Source organism: Microbacterium sp. Nx66 (genome assembly GCF_904066215.1).
Taxonomy (GTDB): Bacteria; Actinomycetota; Actinomycetes; order Actinomycetales; family Microbacteriaceae; genus Microbacterium; species Microbacterium meiriae.
In genome coordinates, this window is sequence record NZ_LR880474.1 from 2,645,843 (window position 1) to 2,663,896 (window position 18,054).

Sequence of the window (18,054 nt, forward strand, 5' to 3'; positions counted from 1 at the left end):
CTTTGAGAGACTGTGCAGGTCATGGATCCGCTCGCCCACCCGCTCTCGTCGTGGCGGTTCCGCGGACCGCTGCGCACGTACCAGGCCGAGGTGCTGGAGCGCATCGAGGTCGGCTCCGACGAGAAGATGCACGTCGTCGCACCGCCGGGTTCCGGCAAGACCCTGCTCGGACTGCTGCTCGCCGCGCGGGAGGGACACCGCACGCTCGTCCTGACTCCGACGCTCACCATCCGCCAGCAATGGCTCCGGGAGGCGCGGAAGCTCGCCCCCGAGGACGACGCCGTCTCAGACGATCCGCGGCGGCTCGGAGACCTCACCGTGCTGACCTACCAACTCCTCAGCGTCACCGGCGACGGTTCGCCGTTCGAGGAGCTGGCGCGTCATCGGTGGATCGCCGAGCTCGCCGAGACCGATCGGTCCGAGGCCGATGCGGCGACCTGGCTCGCCACACTCGAGGTCGACAACCCCGACCGCTACCGCTCAGGACTGCGGCGGCGGGTACGCCGGGTGCGCCGCTCGTTCTCGCAGCAGCGCCCGGAGGAGCTGGCCCGGGTGCTGCACCCCAACGCCGTGGCGCTCATCGACGCGATCGTCGCCGCCGGAGTGCGCACGATCATCCTCGACGAGTGCCATCATCTGCTCGACCATTGGGCGCTGGTCGTCGCCTACCTGGCGGCGCGCATCCGGGCCGCGGGATCGCCCCCGGTCCTGATCGGCCTGACGGCGACGCTCCCCTCCCCCGACGACGGTGTCGAGTACGAGAACTACACGCGCCTGCTCGGAGACGTGGACTACGAGGTGCCCGCCCCCGCGGTGGTGAAGGAGGGCCACCTCGCGCCCTATCGGGACTCGATCTGGTTCACCCGGCCGGACCCGACCGAGGCCGCCTTCATCCGCCGGCACGAAGCCCTGCTCGCGGATCTCGTCGGGCAGGTGCTGTCCTCGCCGGATGGCGTGGCGTATCTGGAGGCGACGTTGCAGCCGGAGCCGGCGGCGGGCTCCGTGCCACCGACGGGGACGGATGACCCCGACATCGCGCGGCGGGCACGGCTGGAGCACGCGCTCTCCACGGACTTCACGCTCACCCGGGCCGCCGGCGTCGTCCTCCGAGCCGCGGCGCCGGGGCATCCGCTCGGCGCGCTCCTGCCGCCGGTGCTGTTCGGCCGCTGCACGACCGACGACCTCCTCACCGTCCTCACCCGTTTCGCGCAGACGCGCCTGCTCACCGACCCCACCGCCCTGCGCCAATGGGAGCACGTGCGCGGAGCTCTCGCGGATTTCGGCCTGCACCTCACCGATCGGGGGCTGCGACGCGGCCGGGACCCGGTGGAGACCACACTGACGTCTTCGGTGGCGAAGGACCGCGCGGCCGTGGACATCCTGCGCCGCGAGCTGAGCGGAGACGCCGGCGCCCGGATGCGGGCGGTGGTCGTGACCGACTTCGTCGAGCACGGGAGCCGCCGCGGGCTCACCGGGCAACCCGCCGGCGCGCTCCGCGTCTTCGACCTCCTGGCCGCCGACGAGGTGACAGGGACGCTGCGTCCGGTGCTGCTGACCGCCCATCATCTGCGGGTGCGGGCCGTCGATGCCGCCGACCTCGCGGAGCAGCTGTCCGCGGTGCTCGGGGACGAGGTGACGGTCGTCGACGGAGCAGGAGGCACGCGGGATCTCCGCGTCGCCGAGGCCGGACGGGGCCAGGTCGTCGCGGCCGTCTCGGAGCTGATCCGACGCGGCACCGTGCGGGTGCTCGTCGGCACCCGAGGACTCCTCGGCGAGGGGTGGGACTGCCCGTCGGTGAACACGCTGATCGATCTGACCGCGGTGGCGACGAGCACCGGCACCCAGCAGCTCCGGGGGCGCACCCTGCGTCTCGACCCCGCATGGCCGGAGAAGGTGGCGCACAACTGGTCGGTGGCGTGCGTCATCCCCGCGTCCGTCGACCTGGACAGCCCCGCCGAGACGCAGCGCCTGCGACGACGACACGGACACCTCTGGGGGCTCAGCGCCGACGACGGCACCCGGATCGTCTCGGGACTGGACCACGCGCTCCCCTCCGCCGCGATCGGCGCACTCGACGCCGTCCTCGAGAAGGTCCCCGGCGCCACGATCGAGAGGATCAACGAGGAGACGCTCTCGCGGCTCCCCACCCGCGCCCAGATCAGAGCGGACTGGCGGATCGGCGAGCCTCACGACTCCCGGGAGCGCGACGTGGTCTCCGTCCGCACGACGCCGGAGGCCCGCCTGCTGCGGACGGGACCGACCCTCGCCGCTGCCGTGCCCCTGACATTCGGATTCAGCGCGACCGGCATCGCCCTCGGAACGGCGGCGTTGGGGGCGATCGGCGCAGTCTCCCTCCCGCTGGAGGCGGGCGTCACCGTCGCGGCGCTCGGCGGCGTGCTGGCGACCGCTGTGGTGTGCGGGTCCAGCGTGCTGCGCGCGTTGCACCGCCTCCGTGACCCCGCTGCTCTGTACGGCGGCGCCGCGCTGGCCATCGCCCGGTCCCTCCACGACGCCGGACGGGCGGGGCCCTTCGATGCCTCGACCGTCCGGGTGCGCAACCGCTCCGCCGCCGACTTCTGGATCGAGATCGCCGGACCGCGGAGCGACCGCGCACTGATCGCCGACGCCCTGCAGGAGCTGTTCGCCGTGGCCGAGAGTCCGCGCTTCCTCCTGCGGGTCGACCAAGGGATCTTCGGCCGGCCCGGTCCCGTGCTCGACCGCCTCCGCTCGATCGTCGACCGCGCCGTCCCCGGTCGTCGTCTGCTGCCGGTTCCCGCAGCGCTCTCGCGCCGCCGAGCCGACGCCGAGGCTTTCGCCGCGCGGTGGCGGGAGACGGTCGGGCAGTGCGAGCTCCACGAACTCCGGGGGACGACGGGTCTCGCGCTGCTCCAGGTCGCCCGCCTCACCCCTGCGCTGCTCGACCCCGCGGAGCCGCGGTACCGGATCTGGGGCTGACGGCCGACCCTGCCGTCCCCGCAGACCGGCCAGCCCGACATGGTCCCGCAGGCCGTGCGGAGCGTACGATCGATGCACGCGCATCGTTGCGCCGGACGAGAGGGAACGCATGCCAGAGAACGCCCCCCTGAGCCCGGTCGCGATCGACGCCGACGGATTCGCCGCGCAGACGGCGGCCATCCTCGGCTCGATCAGCCAGGTGATCGACGGGAAGCCCGAGGCCGTGCGCAGCGCCCTCGTCTGCCTGCTCGCCGAAGGCCATCTGCTCATCGAGGACGTGCCCGGGGTCGGGAAGACCATGCTGGCGCGCGCCCTCGCCGCCACCGTCGATGCCACCGTCCGGCGCATCCAGTTCACCCCGGATCTCCTTCCCGGCGACGTGACGGGCGTGTCCGTCTACAACCCCGTCGACCGCGAGTTCGAGTTCAAACGCGGCGCCATCTTCGCGCACATCGTCATCGCCGACGAGATCAACCGCTCGTCCCCCAAGACCCAGTCGGCGCTGCTGGAGGCCATGGAGGAGGGGCAGGTCACGGTCGACGGCTCCACCCACCGGCTGCCGGATCCGTTCCTCGTGGTCGCCACGCAGAACCCGCTGGAGATGGAGGGCACGTACGCGCTCCCCGAGGCGCAACGCGACCGCTTCATGATGCGCATCTCGATGGGCTACCCCGACCCCGCGGCCGAGGCCCTCATGCTCCGGCAGCGTGACGTCGTGAATCCGCTGGCGACCGTCACCCCCGTCGCGGACGCCGCCGCGATCTCCCAGCTCATCGCGTGGGCGCGCGCCGTGCACGTGGCGCCCGCCCTCGAGGAGTACGCCGTCTCCCTCGCGCAGGCGACGCGGAACGACCCCAGCCTGCACCTCGGCGCCAGCCCGCGGGCCACGCTGCAGCTCGTCCGCGCGGCGAAGGTCTGGGCCGCGCTGGACGGCCGCGACTACGTCATCCCGGACGACATCACCGACCTGCTGATCCCCGTGTTCGCGCACCGGCTGCTCCCCGCCCGCGGGGCCCACCGTGCCGGCGCGCAGCCGGTCGAGGCCGCACTCACCCAGATCGCCGAGCGCGTCCGCGTCCCCGTCGCGACCCGCTCCTGAGGACGCGATCATGCGCCGACGTCGACTGCTCACGCCGCGCGGCACCGGTGCGCTCGTCGCCGCGCTCGGGTGCGTGATCGCGGCCAACGTCCTCGGCGCCAGGATCCTCCTGTACCTCGGGATCCTGCTGGCTGCGCTCACGCTGTTCGCCGCCCTCGCCGTGCGTCTCCCGCGACGCTCCGGAACGGTCAGCCGACAGATCTCGACCGACCTGCTCACGGTCTCGGAGACCTCGCGGGTGACGGTCCGCTTCACGCTGCGCGCCCTCCGGGTCCCGCACGGGCTCTGGCACGACGTCCTCCCCACCGCGGTCGCCGGCGACTCGGGGGGCGAGTATCCCGGGGACACACCCCAGCTGGACTACCTCATCACCGGCGTCCGCCGGGGTGTCTGGCCGCTGGGCCCCCTCCTGCTGCGCACCGTCGACCCGTTCGGTCTCGCCCAGCGCGAGCAGGCCTTCGGCGACACGCGCACCATCACGGTCGTGCCGGAGGTCTTCGCGCTCACCCCGCTCGCCGTGCGGATCGGCGCCGCGGGCGGGACCGCGCACACCTCGTCCACCCGCCTGGGCCAGGGCAGCGACAACCTCTCCCCCCGCGGCTACGCACCGGGTGACTCGATGCGACGCATCCACTGGAGGGCGACGGCGCACCGCGGCGAACTCATGGTCCGGCAGGAGGAGGAGGAGTCGAGCCCCGACGCGGTCGTCGTGCTCGACCGCGCCGCCGGCGGCTGGACCACGGGGACCGATGCCGTCGACCCGGCGTTCGAGGCCGCGGTCTCCCTGTGCGCGTCCGCCGCCGTGCACCTCGCTGCGGAGGGGTACAGCGTCGACGTGCTGGACAGCGCCGGCACGCTCCTCGGCGTGCTCCGCGGACACGAGGACGACAGGGACGGCCTGCTGGTCGCCCTGGCGATGGTGACGCCGCGCGGCGAGAGGCGCGACCTCGCCGCGCTCCTGGGCGGGACACCGCCGGGGCCGCTCGTCTACGTGACCGGTCGGCTGGACGAGGAGGACGCCGCGCTCCTGCGTCCGGCGGGGGCGGCAGCGCCGCTGCTGTTCAGTACCGATCCGCTCCCGGGAACGGAGGACGCCGCCCGCCAGCACGGTTGGACCGTGACCCGGCTCGGCGTCGACGTCGCGGATGCCTGGGACGACGCGCTGTCGGCGCGGACGGGAGCCGCCGATGTTCCGCGCTGAGCGCACGCGACCCGCCCCCGTGCCCGCCGACACCCGCGCACGCTGGCACCGTGACCGGGAGGAGCCGCCGTCCGGTGTCCTCGCTCCGGCGGCCCTCGCCGGCCTCGCGGCCCTCACGGCGCTGTGGCCGTTCACCGCCGTCATCGCTCCGGGGACCTGGTCGTTCGTCGCGACCGTCGTCATCATCGCGGTCGTGGGGATCGGCGCGCTCGTGCGTCATCTCCTACGCGGGCGTTCGGAGGGTATCGCCGGGCTGCTCGCCCTTGTGGCGCAGGTCATCGTGGCGGTCGGCGTCCTCACGCTGCTCCTCGCCGGAGACACCGCGATCGCGGGGGTCGTTCCGACGCCCCGCACCTTCGGCCTGTTCCAGGCCCTCGCATCCGCCGCGGCAGAGGAGATCGTCTTCGGTTCGGCCCCGCTGGAGGCCTCTCCGGGGCTTGCGGCCGCCCTCGGAGCGGGCTTCGCGGTCGTCGCGATCCTGCTCGATCTCCTGATCGCGAGTCGCTCCGCCGTGTTCACGACCGTTCTTCTGGGCGTCACCGGTGCGGTGCCCATGATCATCACCCTTGGTGCCCCGAATGTGGCCTGGTTCGCCCTCGCGGCGGTCGTGGCGCTCCTCGTGTTCCGCTTCACCGCACGTCGGCATCCGGAGTCACCGCGCCGCGCGTCGGCCGGCGTCGCGGTCGCCGTCGGTGCCGCCGCCGTCGCGACCACCCTCGTCGTGACGCCGCTGCTCCCGGTCGGCTCGACCATCACCGGCACCGGGGTCGGCGTGACCGTCGATGCCTCGCTACGGCTGGGCGACGATCTGCGGCAGCCGAGTCCGGTCGAGGTGCTGACCGTGGCCGCGAAGACCGACACCGCCCCGTATCTCCGCCTCACGACGCTCTCCCGGTTCGACGGCCGCGTCTGGCAGCCGGATCGCGGGGACCTGCAGTCTCAGGTCGACGGCTTCGGGGATCCGGAGTGGGGGGACGACATCACCACCGCGGAGCAGACGACCTCGATCCGGGTGCTGCGCATGTCGAGCTCCTGGCTCCCGCTGCCGTATCCGGCCACGGAAGTGCAGGGTCTGAGCGCCGCGTGGCGCGTGTCGCCCGAGAACCGCACCCTCTTCTCCCGCCGCGCCGATGCGGTCGGCAACGACTACACGGTCACCTCGCTCCGCGTGACGCCGACCTTGGAGCAGATCCGCGCCGCGGAGGCCGCCCCGCCCCTCGCGGACGCGGAGGACGAGGACGTCGAGCTTCCGGGGATCATCTCCCGGCTGGCGACGGAGGTCACCGCGGACGAGGAGACCGACTACGACCGCCTCGTCGCCCTGCAGAACTGGTTCCGGTCGCAGTTCGAGTACTCGCTGGAGACGCCGGTCGACGAGGGGTTCGACGGGACCGGCGCGGACGCGGTGGCACGATTCCTCGAAGAGCGGTCCGGATACTGCGTGCACTTCGCCGGCTCCTTCGCCCTCATGGCCGAGAGCCTGGGCATGCAGGTGCGCATCGTGGTGGGCTACCTCCCCGGGGCCCTCACGGACGAGAAGCGCGGAGACGAGTCGATCTTCTCGGTGTCGAGCGATCAGCTGCATTCCTGGCCCGAGGTGCTGTTCCCCGGGATCGGCTGGGTGCCGTTCGAGCCGACCGCCTCGCTCGGCGTCCCCACGGCCTTCCGGGCGGGCACGACCGCAGGCGGGACCGGCGGAGGCCCCGCCACTCCTGCGCCGACGACCGCACCGCAGACGGAGGAGACCTCCGGCCCCGAGGTCGATCGGCGGGATGCCGATGCCGGCTCGACGGACTCCGGAGAGCTGCGCCGGCTGGACCCGATGCCGGTGGTCCTCACCGTGCTCGGCGTCGTGGCGCTCCTCCTCCTTCCCGCGCTCGTCCGGCTCGTCGAGCGGCGCCTCCGGCTGCGCCGTGCCGCACGCGGAGACGCCGCCGCGGCCTGGGCGGAACTGCGCGACACCCTGATCGATCTCCGGATCGCGGTCTCGGATGCGGACAGTCCGCGGATGCGGGCCGCCGGGCTCGTCAGGGATGCGGGAGCCGACGAGGCTGCGCTGGGGCGGCTCATCGCGGCGGTGGAGCGCGCCAACTACGCCCGCGCGTCCGCGGCGGAGGACGACCTCGGCGCGCCGTTGCAGTCCGTGCTCGTCAGTCTCCGCGCGCATGTCGACGGGTCGACGCGGGCACGCGCACTGCTGCTGCCGCGGTCGCTCTACGCCCCGCGCGGATCAGACGCCCGGCTCCTGGTGTGACCGTCGTCGTCGCGCCGCTCAGGCCCGCGTCGGCACGGTGGCCGCATGCGCCGGGCACGCGACGGCCTCGCAGTCCGCGCAGACGACGGACTGCACGCGGCACGACGGGTCAGGGCAGTTGGCGGTGCGCTTGGTCGCCGCGCCGCATCCCACGCACACACCGATGACCCGCGCGTGGTCCGAGAAGTCGACGGATCCACGCCCGTCGAAGACGTAGAGCGATCCGTCCCAGAGGCCGTCGTCGCCGAAGGTCTCCCCGTAGCGGACGATGCCGCCCTCCAGCTGATACACCTCGCCGAAGCCGCGGGCGACCATGAGACTCGACAGCACCTCGCAGCGGATGCCGCCGGTGCAGTACGTGACGACGGGCTTGCCCTTCAGGTCGTCGTAGGTGCCGGAGTCGAGCAGGCGCACGAAGTCCCTGGTGGTCTCCGTATCCGGCACGACGGCGCCACGGAAGCGTCCGATCTCGGCCTCCAGCGCGTTCCGTCCGTCGAAGAACACGACCTCGTCCCCGCGCTCGGCGACCAGGGCGTGCAGCTGTTCGGGGGTGAGCCGCGCGCCCCCGCCGACGACGCCGTCCGCGTCGACCCGCAGCTCATCCGGGGCGCCGAACGACACGATCTCGTCGCGCACCTTCACACTCAACTTCGGGAAGTCGAGGCTGCGACCCGACGCGTCGAGCCCGGTGCCCTCGCTCCACTTGATGTCGGCGTCGCGGAAGGGCGCATAGGAGCGGAATGACCGCACCCATTTCTTCAGCACCGGGAGGTCGCCGCCGAGAGTGCCGTTGATGCCCTGCGACGAGATCAGCAGCCGACCGCGCAGCCCCAACGCCTCGCCGAGATCGCGCTGCCAGACGCGGATGGCCTCCGGGTCGGCGAGCGGCGTGAACGCGTAGAAGAGGAGGATCTTGGGGGTGGCCACCCAGGAATCCTACGTCGCCTCCCGCGGGCCTAGGTCACGTCCCGCCGCAGGAACACGGCCGATCCCGCCCCCACGGCGAGGAGGATCCAGCCCGCCGCGATCGGCGCCGCCAGCAGCCCGAGTCCTCCGCCCGCCGGGATCCCGATGGCGGACCCGTCGAACCGGAAGGCGTCGAGCAGAGCAGGAAGAGGCAGGTAGACGGCGCCGGCGCTCCAGAACATCGCCACGAGCAGCCCGACCCCCATCGAGAACGCGGTGACGAACAGCGCCGCGAGATGCGCCTGCACGACGATGCCGACCCCCAGGCCCCAGAGGGCGGCGGCCGCGCCGAGGGCGAGGGCGGCCATGACGGCGGACGGATGCACGGGGATCCCGCCCATCGTGACGAACAGCGCCGCGCGGCCGCCGAGGACGGCCGCGACCGCGACGACCGCGCCGCCCAGCGCCGAGGCAGGCATACGGACGACGAGCATCGCCCACCGGGACTCCAGCATCAGTCGCTGCGCGACGACACCGTCCCGCCGGTCGATCGTGTAGCGGAAGGAACCGTAGACGGCGGCGAGGATGCCGGCGTAGGTCGCGAGCACGGCGTCGAACGGGGCCACCAGTCCTTCCCGCGCCTCCCGTGGCGCATCGCCGAGCTCCGCCGGGATGCTGGTCGCCAGGGACAGGGACAGCACGAAGGCCGCCAGTGCCATCCCGAGGAGGACGACATCCCCGGCCGCGCCGCGCGCCTGCGCCCGCAGCGCCCGACCGATCACGCGACGCTCCGGCGTCCTCGGACGGCGGCGAGCGCGACGAGACCGATCGCCCACGCCACCCCGATGCCGAGGGCAGGCACGAAGGCGAGCAGTCGTCCCTGGTACTCCGGCACGCTCAGCGCGGCGATGGCCATCCCGGGTGAGAACCGCGCGATCTCCGGTGCCGTCCGTAGCAGCGCGAACTCCAGCGCCATCGGGAAGACGAGGACGATGATCGCCGTCGCGTAGTAGTTCCGGGTGATCCAGCCGATCGCCCCGCCGATGAGAGCACCGAGGACGACCCCGGCCACGGCCCCGGCGATGATCCGCCATGCCTCGGCGGTGAAGACGAGCGCGAGCCCGTGGCGAGCGAGCAGGAGGGAGATCGCGAGCGTCCACAGCAGGAAGACGACGCCGGCCAGCGCCAGGGCGATGAGGACGCCGGCGACCAGTTTCCCGCGGAAGGCGCGACGGAACCCGACCGCCGTGAGCGTGCGGTCCATGGAGCCGTAGTAGTACTCCCGCGTCACCGGGTAGGCACCGACGAACGCCGCCGAGATGACCGACCACGCGAGCGGCTCCAGCAGTCGAGCCGTCGCCGCGCCGGGGTCGAGGCCGTCGAGAGCGAAGCGCGAGCCGTCGGAGAAGAGCACGAACGTCGGCATGAGGACGGCGACGAGGTACACGGCGAGGATCGACAGCCCGCTCACCGCGCGCAGCAGCTCGCTGCGGATCACGCCGCTCACGCCGGGGCTCCCTCGACGAGGTCGAAGTACCGACTCTCGAGCGAGTCGGCCCCGCCGGTGACCAGATCGTCCAGCCGTCCGGCGAAGAGCGCCCGACGCTTGATCACGACGACCTCGTCCACGACCTGCTCGAGTTCGGGGAGCTGATGACTGGAGACGAGGACCGTGCCGCCGCGTTCGGCGAAACCGCGGAGGAACCGGCGCAGCCAGCGGATGCCGTCGGGATCCAGCCCGTTGGCCGGTTCGTCGAGGATGAGCGTCCGCGGCGCGCCGATCAATGCGGCGGCCAGCCCGAGCCGCTGGGCCATGCCCGTCGAGTACGTCTTCACGCGCCGACGCGCATCGGCGGCCAGGCCGACCTCGGTGAGGACCTCGTCGACGCGGTCGCGGGGCGCCCCGGCGGCGAGTCGGCAGATCTCCAGATGCCGTCGCCCCGAGATGCCCGGCTCGAAGCCGAACCCGTCCATGTGGACGCCGACGTGCGTAGCGGGGTTGTCGAGCGCACCGAACGGCGCCCCGTCGATGAGGGTCTCTCCGCCGGTCGGGCGCACGAGGCCGACGATCGCGCGCAGCGTCGTCGACTTCCCCGCGCCGTTCGGTCCGAGGAGCCCGACGATCGCTCCGCGGGGCACGGCGAACGACAGGTCCTCGACGGCGGTGCGGTGTCCGAACCTCTTGGTCAGGCCGCGCACCTCGATGGCGTGCTGATTCATGGTCATCCTCTCTCCTCCTCGCTCGTGGGGGTCGCCAGCGGCGAGACGGCCGCCGCCCAGAGCGCATGCCACAGCGGGGTCGTGCCCAGCTCGACCCGCGCCTGTCCGGCTGCCGGCAGGGCGCTCCTCTCCCCGGTCACCTCGACCTCCGCAACGGCCGTCGCCGCGACAGTCACCCCGGGCACCCTGACCGGGTACAGCGCCTCGATCGGAACCTCGGCCTCCGCCGCAGGGCGGACCGCGGTCCTCCCCTCGCCCCGGTTCTCGTTCGCGAGGATCCCCCGCGTCGACAGGATGACGCGTGCACCGTCCGGGATGTCTGCACCGGCGTCCGCTCCTCCGCGGACCAGGACCACGCGGTCGTCGTCCACCCAGTACCCGAGTGTCGCGGCCGTCGGGACGGGGATGAGGATGCCGGCGGCCACCGTGCCGACGGCGAGCGCGGCGGTCACCGCGACGAGACGAGTCCGGGAGACACCGGATCGCCGCACACGGATCAGTGCGCGCACCAGGAGGGCGACGCCCACCACGACCACGACGCTCTCCAGGGCGAGCACGACGAGGCTCGCCCCCGGCCCGCCTCCGGCGAGCAGCTGTGCGGTCCGCACGACCGCGAACAGCACCATCACGACCGGCGCGATCAGACAGCACAGGCCGAACGGCACACTCCACCACCGCTCCAGCGCCTGAGGCTGCCGCGGACCGCCGAACAGGACGCGGGCGAGGAAGCCCGCGCCGTCGCGGACCGTCCTCCCCCGGAGATTCGGTTCGTCCAGCGCACTCATCAACGCGATGTACCCGTCGAACCGCACGAACGGGATCAGGTTCACGAGGACGACGACAGTGCAGGAGATCGCGAGGAGCAGCAGCGTCTCGCGGGCCGTCGACGCCGGCAGGCCGAGAGCCGCGAGCATCGCCACCGCCGCCGCGGTGGCGTGGACGGCCGGACCGGCGAGCGCGATCGCCACACGATGCCGACGGTCGGCGAGCCGCCATCCGTCCGTCACATCGACGAAGAACGCGGGCGTGAGGTAGAAGAGCATGAACCCGGCGCGTCGGGGCCGACCGCCCAGCCGGGTGAGGGTGAGCCCGTGCGCGGCCTCGTGGAACAGCGTCGCGAGTCCCAGCGCCACGACGACGACGACGAAGCCGGTGAGCGGTAGGGGGCGCGTGAGCACGTTCCTGAGATCGCCGGCCTGCAGGATCGCGGCGACGGCCCCGGCGACGAGCACCGCGGCGACGGCCGCGAGGGCTGCTCGGCGCGGGACGGGGACGACCAGCCGGTCCAGGTGCGCGAAGAGGGCGGGCGCACGGAGCGTCGCGAACTGCAGGGTGAACGGCGGTCGGTAGGCGACGCGGCCGGGTGGTCGGGACGCGCCCCCGGCCAGGAGACCGTTGTCGCGGAAGCGCTCCACCAGTCGCAGCACGCTCTCGTCGGTCGCCTCCGGCGCGAAGCGTACCCGCAGCGCGGAGACCGGGGTCCGGCCGTCCATCGCCGTCAGCAGGTCGACCACCGCCCGGGACAGCCGCGCGGACGGGACACCCTGCACCGTGGCGAGCCACACGGAGCCCTCGCCGGTGGGCTCGAAATCCACGCCGGTCGCCAGAGCGGGACACGTCTCCGCGGTGAGGGGGTCCCGCCCTCGTCCGCGCTGTCGCCACAGGGACCGGGAATCCGCGGCGGTCATCGCGCACCCCCTCGATCCCCGGAGGGAGACGCCGTGAGCAGCAGGATCTCCCCGGGGACCGGCGTCCGCACCGGAGAGATCCGGGGGGCCGTGAAGCCGGCCGCGACGAGTTCGTCGGCCAGGATCTCGGGGCTCAGCACATGCAGACGACTCGTGAGTACCGGCACCTCCGCGCCCGGGGCGATGTCGGCGAGACGGACCCAGTTGACCACCCGTACGGCGCCGTCGTCCTCGATCTGCTGCGCGAACAGGTAGGGCTCGTCTCCGGCGCTTCCGGGAACCACGATCTCGCGGTCGGCCGTCACCGCGAGGCGGTCCGCCGACGCTCTGCCCGCGACGGTGAGGGCGAAGACACCGGTGGAGTCGAGATGACGTCGGACACCCGCGTAGAGACGCGCCCGGCCTTCCCGGTCGAGCACGGTGATGGAGGTCGCCCCGAGGATGACCAGACCGTACCGCCCATCGAGCGCGAGGTCGCGCATGTCCGCGACGACGCACTCGACCGTCGCGCCGTGCGGAACGGCTCCGCGGAGGCGCGCGAGCATGTCCGCCGAGAGATCGACCGCCGTGACGTGATGCCCGGAGCGCACGAGCGGCACCGTCAGCCGTCCGCTCCCGGCCGCGAGGTCGAGGACGGGACCGGGGACCGCGCGCGCGAGCGCCAGGACCTCCCGGACCTCCGCCCGGTCCGGGCCGACGAGCCGGTCGTAGAAGTCTGTGCCGGCCCCGGCGTACAGATCCTGCCCGCGGGCGGTCGCGCCGACCAGGTCGAGCCGTGCCGCCACGGTCTCGGTGATCAGGGATGTCATCCGTGCATCGCCTCTCCTCGCAGGGATGGTCGGGGGGTGCGGGCGGACGATCCCGCCCGCACCCTCTGTCAGGTCGCGATGGCGGCGGCTCCGCCGATGATCGCGATGATGTAGCTCGCGTGCTCCCACCACTCGAGCGGGGTGTCGATCTGTTCGAGTTCCAGGAACTCCAGCGACGTGGTCTGCAACGTGCACCTCCTAGGTCAGAGCGAGAATTCCGATGATCACGCCCACGGCGAAGCCGCGGATGTAGTCGTCGGCATCGCCCGGCGCATCCATGGCCTCGAGTTCGGTGAACTCGAGCGCCGGCAGTGCTGCGGTCATGCGTCCCTCCTTCCTCTGTCTGATCCGGATGCGGCCAGGCGGCATCAGGTGGCGGCTGCCGCGCCGATCCCGATGAGGACCAGCGCGCCGATCACGCCCTGGTAGAAGCTGTCCCAGCTGGGCGCCTCCATCGGGTCGAGCTCCTGGAACCGGATGCTCATCTCCGTGCTGTCGTTCATTCACATCACCTCCTCTCGGCCGTTCGGGGCCGGCGATCGCCGACCGGGGGCGTGCTCCACCGGGAGTCGTGGAGCACGGCGCGGATGTCCGCGGCACGGATTCCGCGCAGCATGGGTCGGTGGTCTCCCCAGGCGGTCTCGACCGCGGCGGCGACCCGATCGATCTCCCGTGCGCTCGGGCGCGGCGGTGACGGGAGGTCTGCCTGATCGACGAGCGCGGCGATGCCGGCGGCCGGCTCGCGGGGTAGCCCGGTCGCGCCCACGACGCCCGTCCAGAACGCCTCGAGGCTGACGCGATCACCCCAGCGGAGATCGCCCGCGCCGATCCGACGCCAGACCGCGGCGATGACCGCCACGGTGGCTGTCATCTTGCGCGCGCCGAGATGGAAGGCGACCTCGTTCGCGAGATACCAGTGTCGGGCGCTGTACGGATCGGGTCCGCGGAGCGCCGCCGTGCGCTGGGTGGCGGCACTCAGGCGCGCGAGACGCAGGCGCCCCGCCGCCGATATCGCTTCGCCGGCTGCGGCCTCGAGGAGAGCGCGGCCGAGCAGCCTCGCGTCGCGCTCCGCTCGCTCCGTCCGCGGGCTCGTCGACGCTCCGGCCACCCGGAGGAAAGCCTCCAGCGCCCCTTCCCGCACGGCAGCGGGGCTGAGCGTGGCGAGCCGTTCGGGATCGAGGACGGCGTGACGCGGGCGCAGCGGTCGACCGATGAGGAGCCGGGACCCGTACCTGTTCCGGAGGATGGCGACGCTGTTCGTCTCCGAGGACGTGCCGAGTGTCGACGGCATCGCGATGATGTCGACGGGCGGAGGCGCGTCGGGCAGGACCGTGAGCGCTGCCGTCGCCGCGTGCCGGAGGGCGAAGTCGAAGAGGCGTCCGGGGCTGAGCGCGAGGGCCGCGATCTTGCTCGCATCGAGGACGCTTCCGCCTCCGACGGCCACGATGACCTCGGGCGGGCGCCGGATGATCTCGTCGGCGATCAGGAGGACCCCCGACCTCGTCCACCGCGGAGGCGTCCACCGTCATCCTCCGCACCTGCTGTGCGGTCGGAAAGGTGTGCGCGACGGCCGCGTCGGCGATCACGAGCGTGTCCCGCCCCGCCGTCAGACGCCCCGTCGTCTCTCGGGCGCGGGGCCCGTGCCACAGTGTGGGGACGCGGCCGGCGAAGGGCGCGCTCATGCCGCCGCCTCCCGCACGAGCGCCAGACCGGCCCGCACGGCACGATCGGTCTCGGCCAGTTCCGCCGGCGAGAAGCCGTAGGCGGGGATGAGCTGGAAGGAGCTCGGACCGGGGTGGACCACGACGCCGCTGTCGGAGATGGCGGACACCACCTCCAGGACCTCGGTGCCGGAGAGCGGGGAGTCGTCGGGCCGACGGAGCCCCAGGCCGACGAAGCAGCCGGAGCCGGTGACATCGGTGACGATCCCCTCGTCCTGCCAGCTCCGGGCGAGGCGGTGCAGCGCGGTCGCCAGTGCCTGGGCGGTCGCCTCGACGTCGATACAGCGGAGCTCGTCGATCACGGCGAGGATCGCCGCGGCGCAGGCCGGCGTGCCCGCCTGCGTCTCCCCGTGGACGAAGGTCCACCCGCCGCGCGCGTAGGCCATCGCGATGCGGTGTCCGACGAGGAGCACGGCGGCCCCCATCGCGCCGTTCGTCAGCGCCTTCGACAGGATGAGGACGTCCGGAGCGGACGCCCAGCGGTCGGTGGCGAACAGCGAGCCGGTGCGGCCGAAGCCGGTCGCGACCTCGTCCGCGACCAGCAGGAACCCGTGCCGCTCCCGCAGCTCCAGGAGACGGTGGACGAAGGCGTCGGACAGGGCGTGGGCGCCGCTGCCCAGGACCGGCTCCACCACGACCGAGGCGACGCGGGACCCCTCGCGCTCCAGCAGCGCCGCGAGTTCCTCCCCGTCGTCGGAGTGCGACACGTGCCGCACCGTCCGCCGGTCGACGCCGTAGACGGACTGCAGCAGCTCGTCGCCGCTCAGCACGTGACTGCCGTACATCGTGCCGTGATAGCTGCCGCGGAGACCGACGACGAGGGATCGAGAGCCCGCGCCCTGCTGCGCCCAGTACTGCCGCGCGAGCTTCATCGCGGCATCGTTGGCCGCCCCGCCCGATGTGGAGAAGATCACGCGGCGGTAGCGCTCGGAACCCGCGAGGGCGATGAGGGCGTCGGCGGCATCCTCGGCGTACCGGTGCGGTGCGCGGAACAGCGACAGATACGAGGCGTCGTGCGCGGCCCTGTTCACCGCTTCGGCGACCCGGGGGTTGCCGAAGCCGAGGGGGACGTTCCACAGCCCGCTCGTCGCGCACAGACGGTGGGAGCCGTCGGCGTAGGAGATCCGATGCCCGGAGGCGCCCACCGCCACGCGATCCGTCGGGAAGGCGGTGTCGGCGGGGAGCATGGATGTCCACAGCGCGTGCGGCACGCTCATCGGGTGCCGCCGCTCTGGCCGCTCTCGACCGGACGGCCGAGATGGAGGCCGAGCACCTCCAGCGCCTCGAGGCAGAGTCGCCGCGCATGCGCGTCGGGCACTCCGCACGCCCGTGCCACGCGAGCCGCCGCCAGCCCGCGCGTCCGCGAGGTCTGGATCGCGTCGACCACGGTGGCGGTCAGCGGGGACAGCAGGTGCCGGCGCCGCGTCCCGACATCGGCGAGCAGGAACCCCTCGGCGGTGTCGAGCAGGAACGGATCGGTGGCCTCGGGCTCCGCATCCGCCAGGCCGTCGTCGAGGAGCGTCCACCCGAAGCCCGCGATCCGGCCGGTGCCGTTCGGCAGGCGGAGCATCTTCCGGAGATCGGCCGCATCGAGGTACCGGCCGATCCACAGCCGGGCGTCGAGTTCGGTGATGAGGTCGGCCGAGCCGGGCACGCCACCCAGCGCCGATGCCCGAGGCAGGGCCTGCCCGAGGACGGCGGGGAGGTCGCGCACGTGACCGATCTCCTGCCCCTGCAGCCCGAGGTGCACGCCACCGTCCGCGGCGATGCGCAGGGCGCCCGGAGTCTCCACCTCGTGTGGCCGCGCGAGAACGTGGCGACCCGCGAGCAGCACCCGGGGGTCGAGCATCGCGGCGGCGAAGACCCCGGTGCTGCGGGCGAGATCGGCGTCGTCGAGGAAGGCGCGCCAGCTCGCCTCGTCGAAGAAGCGCACGGCCGTCGGTCCGATGATCTGGACGAACGAGGCCGCGATATAGTCCTGGAGCTCGACGCCGCGCTCCCCCAGGAAGAACTCGTCGCCGAGGTCGGCGAGCGTTCCGCTGTAACCGACGATCCTCGCCGTCCCCGGCCGCGACGTCGATTCGAGGGGCTGGAAGATCACATCCTCTGGCCCTGCCGCCGCAGCGACAGCCTCCGCCCCCGCCTCGGTCTCCCGCAGGAACACGCGGGTGCGGGCCTCCCGCGCTCCCGTGACCCACGCCCGCAGGGTGTGCGGGCCGAGGAGCGGGTCTTCGCCCGTCGGTCCCTCGTCGCGTCGTGCCGTCGTCGCACTCGTCCCCATGATCCTCCCAGAGAACCGGATCCGCCTGACGCCTTTGCGTCTTCATATGAAGATATCCAGACCTCTGATGACGTGCAATATAACAGCTCTCGCCGCCGCGCCCGGCGATCGCCGGTATGTCACGAGGCCGGCGGGACATCGGATAGGATGGACAGGTTGTTCCCTGGTGACGTGTCCGAGCGGCCGAAGGAGCACGCTTGGAAAGCGTGTGTTGTGCAAGCAACCGCGGGTTCGAATCCCGCCGTCACCGCCACAGACGAAGAAGACCTCCGCATCGCGGAGGTCTTCTTCGTTTCGGATGCCGTCAGCCGTCGAAGCGCACCCCGTACGTCAGACCACCCGGTCCGGACGGCAGCCGGGTCATGCCGAGCCGCTCGTAGAAGGCGGCCGCGCCGCTGTTCGCGGGGTCCATCCCCAGATGCAGGGCCGGGACACCGCGTCGGCGCAGCTCGGCGAAGAGCGTCTCGATGAGACCGCGCCCCAGCCCCTGCCCCTGGGTCTCCGGCAGCAGGTCGATGTGCAGATGCGCCGGATACTCCGCCGCGTTCGGCTCGACGCCCGGCTCCCTCGTGTACCCGTACTCGATCAGCTTCTGCTCGCGTGTCTGCGGGTCGGCCGACCGCGGATAGCGCGCGTGCAGGGTGGGCCACCACTCATCACGGAACCAGGCGTAGAACGCGTCGGTGTCGTCGGTGGCGACGATGTAGCCGATGGTGCGCCCGTCCTCCGCCTCCACGACCCAGGCGAGGTCCGGGTGCCGCTCGACGTACGGCACCGCGAAGAGGTTCCCCCAGAGCTCGTCATCGGACAGCACCCCGGTGGCGTCTCCCCCGGCGTCGGCCGTCCGCAGGCAGATCTCGAACATCGCCGCGCGATCGGTCGGACGGTAGGGACGGATACGCGACACGGAGGCTCCTCGG

General features: G+C 72.7%; 17 protein-coding genes and 1 tRNA gene. 5 read left to right on the forward strand and 13 right to left on the reverse strand.

Annotated features, from left to right (window positions below; genetic code table 11):
* Window positions 1–21 precede the first annotated feature (21 nt).
* From MICNX66_RS12670 to MICNX66_RS12685, 4 genes are all read left to right on the forward strand, one after another.
* The gene (locus MICNX66_RS12670; protein ID WP_187662169.1) at window positions 22–2,955 is read left to right on the forward strand and encodes a DEAD/DEAH box helicase family protein; all 2,934 of its coding nucleotides are present in this window, start codon (window positions 22–24) and stop codon (window positions 2,953–2,955) included.
* Between the two features lie 109 nt (window positions 2,956–3,064).
* A complete protein-coding gene (locus tag MICNX66_RS12675) occupies window positions 3,065–4,054 on the forward strand; it encodes an AAA family ATPase (RefSeq protein ID WP_187662170.1) in 990 nt (329 codons plus the stop codon).
* Between the two features lie 10 nt (window positions 4,055–4,064).
* On the forward strand, window positions 4,065–5,255 hold the full coding sequence (locus tag MICNX66_RS12680; protein ID WP_187662171.1) for a DUF58 domain-containing protein: 1,191 nt from the start codon (window positions 4,065–4,067) through the stop codon (window positions 5,253–5,255).
* The gene (locus MICNX66_RS12685) at window positions 5,242–7,509 is read left to right on the forward strand and encodes a transglutaminase family protein (protein WP_187662172.1); all 2,268 of its coding nucleotides are present in this window, start codon (window positions 5,242–5,244) and stop codon (window positions 7,507–7,509) included. Before MICNX66_RS12680 ends, MICNX66_RS12685 begins: the two co-directional genes overlap by 14 nt.
* A gap of 18 nt (window positions 7,510–7,527) precedes the next feature.
* Here MICNX66_RS12685 and trhO read toward each other — a convergent pair whose 3' ends face one another.
* From trhO to mpaB, 12 genes are all read right to left on the reverse strand, one after another.
* Window positions 7,528–8,436 carry an oxygen-dependent tRNA uridine(34) hydroxylase TrhO gene (gene trhO / locus MICNX66_RS12690; RefSeq protein ID WP_187662173.1) on the reverse strand — a complete coding sequence of 303 codons (909 nt, stop codon included), beginning with the start codon at window positions 8,434–8,436 and terminating at the stop codon, window positions 7,528–7,530.
* A 29-nt stretch (window positions 8,437–8,465) separates the two neighbouring features.
* Window positions 8,466–9,197, reverse strand: a complete 732-nt coding sequence (locus MICNX66_RS12695; protein WP_187662174.1) for a hypothetical protein — start codon at window positions 9,195–9,197, stop codon at window positions 8,466–8,468.
* Window positions 9,194–9,922 (reverse strand): ABC transporter permease, encoded by a 729-nt coding sequence (locus MICNX66_RS12700; RefSeq protein WP_187662175.1) that lies wholly within the window; start codon window positions 9,920–9,922, stop codon window positions 9,194–9,196. The genes MICNX66_RS12695 and MICNX66_RS12700 overlap by 4 nt, the downstream gene beginning before the upstream one ends.
* Entirely contained in the window at window positions 9,919–10,635 is a 717-nt protein-coding gene (locus tag MICNX66_RS12705; protein ID WP_187664210.1) for an ATP-binding cassette domain-containing protein, read from the reverse strand. The genes MICNX66_RS12700 and MICNX66_RS12705 overlap by 4 nt, the downstream gene beginning before the upstream one ends.
* 2 nt (window positions 10,636–10,637) lie before the next feature.
* The gene (gene mpaP, locus MICNX66_RS12710) at window positions 10,638–12,323 is read right to left on the reverse strand and encodes a daptide biosynthesis intramembrane metalloprotease (protein ID WP_187662176.1); all 1,686 of its coding nucleotides are present in this window, start codon (window positions 12,321–12,323) and stop codon (window positions 10,638–10,640) included.
* Window positions 12,320–13,132, reverse strand: a complete 813-nt coding sequence (mpaM, locus tag MICNX66_RS12715) for a daptide-type RiPP biosynthesis methyltransferase (protein WP_187662177.1) — start codon at window positions 13,130–13,132, stop codon at window positions 12,320–12,322. The genes mpaP and mpaM overlap by 4 nt, the downstream gene beginning before the upstream one ends.
* Before the next feature lie 68 nt (window positions 13,133–13,200).
* Complete coding sequence (mpaA3, locus tag MICNX66_RS17030; RefSeq protein ID WP_292788270.1) at window positions 13,201–13,320, reverse strand: MpaA3 family daptide-type RiPP; 120 nt, start codon at window positions 13,318–13,320, stop codon at window positions 13,201–13,203.
* A gap of 10 nt (window positions 13,321–13,330) precedes the next feature.
* Window positions 13,331–13,456: an MpaA2 family daptide-type RiPP gene (gene mpaA2 / locus MICNX66_RS16995; protein WP_257721411.1), complete on the reverse strand. Its 126-nt coding sequence runs from the start codon at window positions 13,454–13,456 to the stop codon at window positions 13,331–13,333.
* Window positions 13,457–13,500: 44 nt separating this feature from the next.
* On the reverse strand, window positions 13,501–13,635 hold the full coding sequence (gene mpaA1 / locus MICNX66_RS17000) for an MpaA1 family daptide-type RiPP (protein ID WP_259951368.1): 135 nt from the start codon (window positions 13,633–13,635) through the stop codon (window positions 13,501–13,503).
* Window positions 13,636–13,640: 5 nt separating this feature from the next.
* Complete coding sequence (gene mpaC / locus MICNX66_RS12720) at window positions 13,641–14,576, reverse strand: daptide-type RiPP biosynthesis dehydogenase (RefSeq protein ID WP_232089082.1); 936 nt, start codon at window positions 14,574–14,576, stop codon at window positions 13,641–13,643.
* Window positions 14,577–14,810: 234 nt separating this feature from the next.
* Complete coding sequence (gene mpaD / locus MICNX66_RS12725) at window positions 14,811–16,070, reverse strand: daptide-type RiPP biosynthesis aminotransferase (protein WP_187662178.1); 1,260 nt, start codon at window positions 16,068–16,070, stop codon at window positions 14,811–14,813.
* Complete coding sequence (gene mpaB, locus MICNX66_RS12730) at window positions 16,067–17,134, reverse strand: daptide biosynthesis RiPP recognition protein (protein WP_187662179.1); 1,068 nt, start codon at window positions 17,132–17,134, stop codon at window positions 16,067–16,069. The genes mpaD and mpaB overlap by 4 nt, the downstream gene beginning before the upstream one ends.
* A gap of 165 nt (window positions 17,135–17,299) precedes the next feature.
* On the opposite strand from mpaB, the gene MICNX66_RS12735 reads away from it, so the two are divergent.
* Window positions 17,300–17,387: transfer RNA gene (locus MICNX66_RS12735), tRNA-Ser, on the forward strand.
* A gap of 51 nt (window positions 17,388–17,438) precedes the next feature.
* Here MICNX66_RS12735 and MICNX66_RS12740 read toward each other — a convergent pair.
* Window positions 17,439–18,041 (reverse strand): GNAT family N-acetyltransferase, encoded by a 603-nt coding sequence (locus tag MICNX66_RS12740; protein ID WP_187662180.1) that lies wholly within the window; start codon window positions 18,039–18,041, stop codon window positions 17,439–17,441.
* Window positions 18,042–18,054 lie beyond the last annotated feature (13 nt).

Coding starts and splice junctions, on each gene's coding strand:
- MICNX66_RS12670 (WP_187662169.1), top strand. CDS start 22: ATGGATCCGCTCGCCCACCCGCTCTCGTCGTGGCGGTTCCGCGGACCG.
- MICNX66_RS12675 (WP_187662170.1), top strand. CDS start 3,065: ATGCCAGAGAACGCCCCCCTGAGCCCGGTCGCGATCGACGCCGACGGA.
- mpaD (WP_187662178.1), bottom strand. CDS start 16,070: ATGAGCGTGCCGCACGCGCTGTGGACATCCATGCTCCCCGCCGACACC.
- MICNX66_RS12685 (WP_187662172.1), top strand. CDS start 5,242: ATGTTCCGCGCTGAGCGCACGCGACCCGCCCCCGTGCCCGCCGACACC.
- mpaA1 (WP_259951368.1), bottom strand. CDS start 13,635: ATGAACGACAGCACGGAGATGAGCATCCGGTTCCAGGAGCTCGACCCG.
- mpaB (WP_187662179.1), bottom strand. CDS start 17,134: ATGGGGACGAGTGCGACGACGGCACGACGCGACGAGGGACCGACGGGC.
- MICNX66_RS12705 (WP_187664210.1), bottom strand. CDS start 10,635: ATGAATCAGCACGCCATCGAGGTGCGCGGCCTGACCAAGAGGTTCGGA.
- MICNX66_RS12680 (WP_187662171.1), top strand. CDS start 4,065: ATGCGCCGACGTCGACTGCTCACGCCGCGCGGCACCGGTGCGCTCGTC.
- mpaM (WP_187662177.1), bottom strand. CDS start 13,132: ATGACATCCCTGATCACCGAGACCGTGGCGGCACGGCTCGACCTGGTC.
- mpaP (WP_187662176.1), bottom strand. CDS start 12,323: ATGACCGCCGCGGATTCCCGGTCCCTGTGGCGACAGCGCGGACGAGGG.
- mpaA2 (WP_257721411.1), bottom strand. CDS start 13,456: ATGACCGCAGCACTGCCGGCGCTCGAGTTCACCGAACTCGAGGCCATG.